This window comes from Hymenobacter sediminis (assembly GCF_003231285.1).
GTDB classification, from domain to species: Bacteria; Bacteroidota; Bacteroidia; order Cytophagales; family Hymenobacteraceae; genus Hymenobacter; species Hymenobacter sediminis.
On the sequence record NZ_QKNS01000017.1, the window covers coordinates 1 to 5,344 of the forward strand.

Annotated in this window: 9 protein-coding genes; 7 read left to right on the forward strand and 2 right to left on the reverse strand. The window is 53.1% G+C overall.

Annotated features, from left to right (window positions below):
* Window positions 1-112 precede the first annotated feature (112 nt).
* A complete protein-coding gene (locus DNI29_RS23685; protein WP_110980629.1) occupies window positions 113-334 on the forward strand; it encodes an antitoxin VbhA family protein in 222 nt (73 codons plus the stop codon).
* A 109-nt stretch (window positions 335-443) separates the two neighbouring features.
* On the opposite strand, the gene DNI29_RS23690 is transcribed toward DNI29_RS23685, so the two are convergent.
* Window positions 444-905 carry a hypothetical protein gene (locus tag DNI29_RS23690; protein WP_110980630.1) on the reverse strand — a complete coding sequence of 154 codons (462 nt, stop codon included), beginning with the start codon at window positions 903-905 and terminating at the stop codon, window positions 444-446.
* Between the two features lie 112 nt (window positions 906-1,017).
* Here DNI29_RS23690 and DNI29_RS23695 point away from each other — a divergent pair, with 112 nt between their 5' ends.
* Entirely contained in the window at window positions 1,018-1,320 is a 303-nt protein-coding gene (locus DNI29_RS23695; RefSeq protein WP_110980631.1) for a hypothetical protein, read from the forward strand.
* Between the two features lie 125 nt (window positions 1,321-1,445).
* On the opposite strand, the gene DNI29_RS23700 is transcribed toward DNI29_RS23695, so the two are convergent.
* Window positions 1,446-1,670 (reverse strand): hypothetical protein, encoded by a 225-nt coding sequence (locus tag DNI29_RS23700; RefSeq protein WP_110980632.1) that lies wholly within the window; start codon window positions 1,668-1,670, stop codon window positions 1,446-1,448.
* 250 nt (window positions 1,671-1,920) lie between these two features.
* On the opposite strand from DNI29_RS23700, the gene DNI29_RS23705 reads away from it, so the two are divergent.
* The 5 genes from DNI29_RS23705 (at window position 1,921) to DNI29_RS23720 (ending at window position 5,309) form a co-directional block, all read left to right on the forward strand.
* Window positions 1,921-2,205, forward strand: coding sequence for a hypothetical protein (locus DNI29_RS23705; RefSeq protein WP_123823421.1), 285 nt, complete (start codon window positions 1,921-1,923; stop codon window positions 2,203-2,205).
* A 214-nt stretch (window positions 2,206-2,419) separates the two neighbouring features.
* Window positions 2,420-3,685, forward strand: a complete 1,266-nt coding sequence (gene mobV / locus DNI29_RS23710) for a MobV family relaxase (RefSeq protein WP_162303746.1) — start codon at window positions 2,420-2,422, stop codon at window positions 3,683-3,685.
* Between the two features lie 376 nt (window positions 3,686-4,061).
* Window positions 4,062-4,670 (forward strand): hypothetical protein, encoded by a 609-nt coding sequence (locus DNI29_RS23715; protein WP_110980634.1) that lies wholly within the window; start codon window positions 4,062-4,064, stop codon window positions 4,668-4,670.
* Between the two features lie 6 nt (window positions 4,671-4,676).
* Complete coding sequence (locus DNI29_RS24360; protein ID WP_123823422.1) at window positions 4,677-4,886, forward strand: hypothetical protein; 210 nt, start codon at window positions 4,677-4,679, stop codon at window positions 4,884-4,886.
* Window positions 4,887-4,901: 15 nt separating this feature from the next.
* Window positions 4,902-5,309, forward strand: a complete 408-nt coding sequence (locus DNI29_RS23720) for an STAS/SEC14 domain-containing protein (protein ID WP_110980635.1) — start codon at window positions 4,902-4,904, stop codon at window positions 5,307-5,309.
* Window positions 5,310-5,344: the final 35 nt, after the last annotated feature.

Below are 5,344 nucleotides of genomic sequence, written 5' to 3' on the forward strand. Positions count from 1 at the left end.
GCTCACCGCCTTTGAGGCCCAACTGTTTGATAACATGGCGGATGCGCGCGACTGGTTACGGCAACAGTGCAGCTAGCCATCCGTATTTCTCTTTCACGCTCACCCTACGCTTATGGATACGGAGGAAGACGACCAGGCCCAGCGCCGGGCCATTGTCGCACAAGCCATTGCCAATGTACGCGCCCGTGGCCTTGAGCCCCATCCCCAGGTGTTAGCCCTTTACGAACGATACGCCGCCGGCGAAATCATGCGTGATGAGGTACAGGCGGTTATGCAAGCCCGAGCAGCCGCCATTGAGCAGGGCAATAGGGAACAAAAGGGGAAAAGGGACTAGCTTTGGGGGCTGTTTGAAGCGCAACCGGCTCTGCTGAGGAGCAACCGGCCAGGAATAAAGCAGCCCACAGACACACGTCTGAACGCCTCCTCGACGCATAGGCCGGTACCTAGCGAGGAGGCGTTTTGCTGTTCACTCCCAAGCGCACAGGCCAGCCAATACTCTGCTGACAGCTGCGCAGCCATTCCTCCGCTTCCTGCACGTGGTGAAATATCTGCAGCTCTATTTCGCCGACGACCGGCTCGGGAAAGGTCAGGCTTAAAATATCATGCCCTCTATCAGCCTGCACCACATGGGCCACGTAGCGCAACCCCAACTGCAGGGCATAAGGAAGCCAAGCCCGCTTTAACCATTCCACGGAATCAAACCACGAGCCGTGCAAGCCGACGTTGTCGTTGAGCAAGAAAGGACAGTGAAACGGCCCTGCTTTCATCAAGTAGTTATCGGCCCCGCGCATAGCTTCAATCGCATCCACGTGCCCAGTCCAGGTCGCCCGTATCCACTGGTCGGCTTCCTCAAACGTGAGCGTGCACCGACTGCCATCGGTGTCTTCTAAGAAATTAATCAGCATAGTTCGCACAGTAAATGCGAGCTAATATATCCCCGTCTGCTAGTTATTCCCCGTTCCGGGGATAGGTTTTCGGGCATGACCACGCCACACTGTCTGGTCGTATAGACCCCCTATGACTGCTCCTCATCCCCAGCAACTACTCACGCAGAAAATAGCTACCACGGCCCTAGCTTACTACCGCCAGCTAGAGCCCCTTCCGCCAACAGCCCTGGAGCTGGCTACGTGGTTTGATGCGTTAGCCGCGCCTACTCGGCTGCAAATGCATACGCTCGGGCTGCAGGCCTGCCTGCGTTTGCCCGTTTTTAAACGCTACGTCTTAGAAAAGCGAGGGTATTCCATGCCCGCATACATGGGCCTGCACTTAGCGCCTGACGAACTGGTGCAGTGGGTGGATGACGACGAAGCGAGGACGTAAGCGAAGCAGCTTATTTTAGCATATAACAAAAATGAAATATATACTAAAATGGGCCTTGTAGGGCCTATATGACCAGACAGTGTGGCGTGGTCATGCCCGAAAACCTATCCCCGGAACGGGGAATCCTACTGGGGCTGGTTATACACGTCGGGTAGTATTTGGGGGGCATCGCGTAGGGCACAGACCTCTTCCCAGCTGAGTTCGCCCGCTACATACTGCCCATAGAGGCGATGCACATAGGGAGTGGCCTTTTTGACCAGGTCTGGGTTAGTAGCTTTTATTTGTCGGAGCACGTTGGCCCGTTCTGCAGGGGTTTGGGCGTTAGGACCAAATTTGGGGTTGTACGACATAGCAATAGCCTACGGAAAACCGGTTTACAGTACAGCTCTTTCCTCGCAACAGGTTTATTCTTCTCTTCCTTCCTACCCGATTACCGCTGTATAAAGGTATATATAATCGCAATTAAATGCAATGGAGCATAATACTTATTACGGGTAAGAATTGTACTTTTGACCTATGGTGATGCAGTGTCAAAAATGCGGAAAGGCGTACGAGCCAAAGCGTCGAGGGGGTAAATTCTGTTCGACTTCATGCCGGGTGGTGCAGCACCAGCTCGTCAAGCGGGGCCGCCTCTACGTGAATCCGAACACGGGCGACGAGGTGTACTTGGCGAACAAGCTGGCCACGATTGAGCGGACCGCGCAGCAGACCTTGGTGGCCGTGCAGGACCTACCCGCTGAACAAGCGCTGGTGGAGTTACGCAAGCTCGTGCAAGGATGGGCTGGGGTAGCGCAGAACAGTGTTATCGAGCGCATCCTACGGCACGACCGGAAGGAGCGCGAGACCAACTATGAAGCCTACCGAGCGCGAACAGGTCTGTATTAGCGTTAGTGTAAGCGTTAGTGTGCCTCGTTCAGCGTAAGTAATAAGCGTAAGCAATTCCTTTTAATATGCCTCTTAGCGTAAGTAATAAGCGTAAGCGAACGGTGCAGGATAAACACCGGTATAACCCACTATACCGGACTACGTCCGGTGTGGGGCCTGCAGCCTGCTCTACGCGGTTTGAGTTCTTTCTTTCTCTTTTGTTCCCCACTGCCCCATGCCCTATGCCATCCTACGCGTAGAGAAAATTAAGACCGCTCAGCAAGGCGCCGCCCGCACGGCGCACAACTACCGTCTGCGCGAAACGCCCAACGCAGACGCTGAACGCAAAGACCTTAACCACGAGTATTTCAACCCCGCCCAGCGTAACTATTGGGAGCTGGCTACCGAGCGCATTCAGGAGGCCGGAGCCAAGGTGCGACCGGATTCAGTGCGAGCGATGGAAGTAATTCTAACGGCCAGCCCGGAGGTATTCAAGAAGGATGCTCAGGGGCAATCGGTGGACATGCGGGGAAGCAAGTGGGCGGAGGCCAATGTTGCATTTCTCCAAGCTAAGTTTGGCAAGGAGAATGTGGTTGCGATGAGCTTGCACCAGGACGAGCTAACGCCGCACTTTCAAGCTATCGTGGTGCCTATCACGGCAGACGGGCGGCTCTCGGCAAAGGATTTGTTTAACCCGAAGACCTTGCGCGCTCTACAAACCGAGTACGCCCAGGCCATGAAGCCGTTCGGACTGGAGCGGGGAGTGGAGCATAGCCGAGCCAAGCATGAGACGATGCGCCACGTGTACGGGGCCCAGGAGCGCAGCCGGGGCGAAGTAGGGGAGCTAAGCACCCCGATGCCCGCCCAGCGCCTGAGCATTGAGGGGCCGGGGCCGCTTGACCTGGTGAATCTGAGCCGGTGGAAAGCTGAGCAGGAGGCGAAGCTGAACGCGGAACTGACCCGGCAACTCGCTGCGGCCAACGAACGGGCCGAGAAGGCGGCTAAGATTGCGCAGGACAGCAGCACGGCCCGCGACCGAGCGCAGACCCTGCGCCGGCAATTGGCGAGCGTAGAGGGCACGAAAGCGACCGCGTTGGGGGAGCGGGACTTCTTCCAGGATGCGGCCACGCGGGCGGCCGTGTGGGCGGCCCAGGGAGAAACCCCACCAGCAGAGGTACTGGCTTTAGGTAGCCAGGTGCGGGCCGAGGAACAAGCCAAGCTGGAAGACCAGGTAGCGCAGCTCTTGAAAGCGCCCATGCGGAAGGTGAGTGACCTAACCGAGCAGTTGCGTCGTCTGCCGGGCTACGACTACCAGCAGGACCCGGACACCAAACGCAGCCAGCTCCGCCACCTCGAGACCGGAAGCCGGTTTGCGCTGGGCGAACTGAAGCCAGGGGGAGTACCACTGAAGCAAGCGTATGAGCAGGCCGTGCAACGCACCCAGCAGCGAGACCTAGTCCGAAGTAGAGAGCAAAGCCGAGATGGTGGAATGAGCATTTGAAAAGAAGTTAGTCTGCGAACGGCGCGACGGTGGTTACGAAGTGGCAACAGGAATTGCATTCCTGTTGCCTACTTCGTAAGAGTTAAGAGCGGTTTTTTGAAGTGTTCTGATAATCAGCAAGTTATGAAGGTTGGAGTTTTAACTTCTAAAACACCTGTTTTAGAAGTTAAAACTCTCAGTAAAAAAATAATTGTACTTTTTTTATAAAGCCATTTGTTAGAGACATTAAAAAAAGCCTAGAAGTAAAACTTATAGTTTTACTTCTAGGCAGTTAAAATAAAACTATAAGTTTTAAGAAGATACAACCAAAAGTTTTACTTTTGCCCTCATCAGGTAAAACTTTACGTTTTACTTAACGCTCAAAATTCATGCTTTTATGGCTTCTCCTGATTGGTATAAGAAACTCACAGACTACCCTTCGAATAAGCAAAATCCGTTCTTGGAACAGACCATAGCAGAGATGAAGGTTAGTGTAAAGCGTCAGACCATACGCCCTAGAAAGGGCAGTGGAGGGGACGCCAGCTTAATGGTCGTAGATAGCCTAGGAGAGCAACATGCTAGTGCTACTTTCATTCGGGAGATTGAAGTAGACCAAGGGCAATTCACCAAGATTTACCATGATGGTTTAGCTATGCGCAGTGGCCTAAGCGCAAGAGGCAAAAAGGTCTTCGAATATGTTTGTCATCAACTAGAACCGGGCAAAGGCACCATTCACTTTATGCTATCTCAATGCATGGAGTTTACAGGATATAAGTCCAAAGCAAACGTAATCAGTGGTTTAGGCGAGTTGTTAGAAGCTGATATTATTGCTCGTAGCACCGAATCCAGCCTGTATTTCATCAACCCCATTGTCATGTTTAATGGCAATCGACTTACCTTCGCTAAGAGCTACATTAAGAAGAAGTTAGTGGAAAAAGGGAAGCAGCAGCTTGAATTTGGTTTTACTCCTTTCGACACGCTACGCGAATTAGACCGCTCTGAATAAGCGACAATGAAAAAGACCGAAATAAGCTCACGTGATGCCTTTCGCATGAGAATGGCAGGCCAACTAGCCGAGAACATCTCTCAGCAACTAGGACAACCAGTCCCACAAAGGCTTCAAACACTAATTGCTCATTTTCAGACTAATAGACTATCTGCTGACCAGTTCAAAATGCTATTAGAAGACTGGGACAACGAACTGGACAGTAAAGGAGATTAATGCTTCCTTTGTGGCATGGTAAAAGAATACAAATCAGCCTTGGGTAAAGTCTATCTTACAATTGAGACAGACACGGAAAACCGCTGGATTTTCACCGACTGGCAAGGGTATTTGACGGCTGAGAACATCAAAGTTGGGGCAAAGGCCTACGTTGACGCCCTGGCAAAAGCGGGTTTTTCGTGTGTGCTCAACGATACTCGTTCCGTGCGGGGGCCCTGGGACCACTCGATGGAGTGGGTGCTGAATGAATGGGCGCCTAGTGCGGCCCGGGCCGGGTTGCGTCACTTCGCCATGATTACCACCCCGGAAACCCTGGCGGATAGCTCAAACGCGACGTTCTACGCGCAGCTCACCGCCTTTGAGGCCCAACTGTTTGATAACATGGCGGATGCGCGCGACTGGTTACGGCAACAGTGCAGCTAGCCATCCGTATTTCTCTTTCACGCTCACCCTACGCT